At 32.0% G+C, this 2,403-nt stretch carries 3 protein-coding genes; 2 read left to right on the forward strand and 1 reads right to left on the reverse strand.

What is annotated here, in order from left to right; genetic code table 11:
* Positions 1–45: 45 nt before the first annotated feature.
* Complete coding sequence (locus ACI3VO_RS04770) at positions 46–396, reverse strand: hypothetical protein (RefSeq protein ID WP_439756823.1); 351 nt, start codon at positions 394–396, stop codon at positions 46–48.
* Between the two features lie 499 nt (positions 397–895).
* Here ACI3VO_RS04770 and surE point away from each other — a divergent pair, with 499 nt between their 5' ends.
* The gene (gene surE / locus ACI3VO_RS04775) at positions 896–1,666 is read left to right on the forward strand and encodes a 5'/3'-nucleotidase SurE (RefSeq protein ID WP_439756824.1); all 771 of its coding nucleotides are present in this window, start codon (positions 896–898) and stop codon (positions 1,664–1,666) included.
* 51 nt (positions 1,667–1,717) lie between these two features.
* The coding region (locus tag ACI3VO_RS04780; RefSeq protein WP_439756825.1) for an amidohydrolase family protein at positions 1,718–2,403 on the forward strand (686 nt) is incomplete at its 3' end.

The following is a 2,403-nucleotide window of genomic DNA, read 5'->3' on the forward strand; positions in this document are numbered from 1 at the left end:
AAAGTGCATAAGAGAAAATTTTATTTTCTACTTACACACTTTATCTTACACTCCCATAGTATATATATCATAGATTAACTCAGTGCTTATACTACCTTCGTATTCTAAGTCGTATTTTATATTTGATCTAAGAACTAAAAGATTTTGATTTGAACTTTCATCTAAATCTATAATTTTATAGAATAAAATCCCCTTACTACCTTTATCCAGCAATTTTTCACCTTCTATATTAGGATTATTATTATTTTCTAAATACAAAGAAGATTTACCGTATTTGGGTATAAGGGTATCATTTACATAATTGATATAAGTATTTTCGATATTATTATCGTGCTTATCTTTTATAAAAAATATAATTCCAGTTAATACTGCGCAACAAATTACTACAATAGCCATTTTTTTTTAATAATTTCATGGTTAAACTCCTTAATTTTATTTATTTTACATAATATCATTTTAGAGTAAGAATTTTATTATTTCAAGAATGAAATATAGATGTTAAAAAAATACTACTTATGTAGAATAAAGAGTAAAAATATGATATACTTTATTATAAATACTTTAATTTAATTGCTAATGTAAGTAAATTAATACTTCTCAAATATTAATAAGGATGTAAGAAATTAGTAAATTCTATTTTTGTCACAAAATATTTAATGGTCGGAGCTAAATTGTAAATGTTTTTGTGAAATTTGTTTTGATGTTATGGGTATTAAAGTATTTAAAAATAGAGAGAATTATTGTAGTAATAAAAAAGACTGGTTTACCGGTCTTTTTTATTTTCAAAGACTAATGGTATATATTTTAAATCATATTTGTTGTTGAATTTTTAGAAGAAATATTGTCTTATGATATAATAAAATAAATCAAAAACAAAGATATAAAGGAGAAACTTATGAATATATTTATAACAAATGACGATGGTATAAATGCAGAGGGAATAAAAATTTTAGCTCAGGAAATTTCAAAAATAGCAAATACATATGTAGTTGCGCCTGACAGTCCGAAAAGTGCGAGCGGACATGCGATTACGCTTCACAAGCCGATTTTGATAAACGACGAATTTATAGCTGAAAATATAGAGGCTTACTCGACATCAGGTACTCCTGCTGACTGTGTGAAGGTTGGGATAGAGGCAATTTTGAAGGATGTAGAGATTGATTTGGTGTTGAGTGGTATAAATAACGGTCCGAATCTAGGAAACGACGTGCTATATTCTGGGACAGTTGCGGCTGCTATCGAAGGGCTTATTGAAAGAAAACCATCGATTGCGCTTTCTTGCACTTCGTACAAGGTTTCAACAGAGGAATACGAGGAGGCAGCAAAATACACAGTCGCTTTGATTCAAAAGTTAGAGGGCAATTTAGATAAGCTAGATGAAATTATATTAAACGTGAATTTCCCAAAAGGAGACAAAAAAGGAGTAAAAATAACAAAATTAGGTCAGCGTGTATATAATAATGTAATGGATGATAGAAAGAGCTTGAGAGGTCAAAGATATGTCTGGATGGGTGGAGATTTGGCTGATGTTCCTCAAGACAAAGACAGCGACATAGTTGCCGTTGAAAATGGGTATGTATCTATCACTCCAGTTCATATAGATATGACTAATTTAAGTAAAATGAAGACACTTAAGGATTTAGATATAGAAGACATAAGCCTTTAAGAGTTGACAAAAAGCGCTAAGAAATTTAGTGCGAAAAAGAAGGTGTAAAAATTGAAAAATAAGGTAATAATATTAAATGCTAAGATTTATACTGTCGATTCTGATAACAGTGTAAAAGAAGCATTAGTTATAGATGGAAATAAAATCGCGTATGTAGGGACTAATGATGGTGCGCAGGAGTTTATAGATAGAAGCCTGGCACTTGGAGAGTCTATTGAATTTGTGGACTTGATGAGTGCATTAGACTCGGGTGAAGTCAAAGGTTCGCTAAAGGTAATCGACCTTCAAGGTCATGCTGTACTTCCGGGGCTTATAGACAGTCACATTCATCCACCGGGGACAGCATTGACAGATCTTTACGAGGTTTCTTTGTACGGATTGGATTCTATTGATGAGTGCAAGGATGCGATAAGAGCTTTTATGCAGAAAAATAAAGGCATAGATGCGGTCTATGGAAGAGGATGGTCTCTAGGAATTTTTGAAGGAAACGAGATCTCAAAGGGACCTAGAAAGCAACATTTAGATGATGTTTCTAGAGACATTTCTATAATTCTAAGAGCTTACGATGGTCATACTTTATGGCTAAATTCCAAGGCATTTGAGAAGTTTGGAATAGACGAAAATACTCCATGCCCTGCAGGAGGCAAGATCGAAATTGACGATGATACAAAGGAAGTTTGGGGAACTCTAAAGGAATCTGCAACTCATCTAGTCAAAGAAGGCGAGTACACAGATTA

Source organism: Intestinibacter sp. (assembly GCF_051866655.1).
GTDB lineage: Bacteria > Bacillota > Clostridia > Peptostreptococcales > Peptostreptococcaceae > Intestinibacter.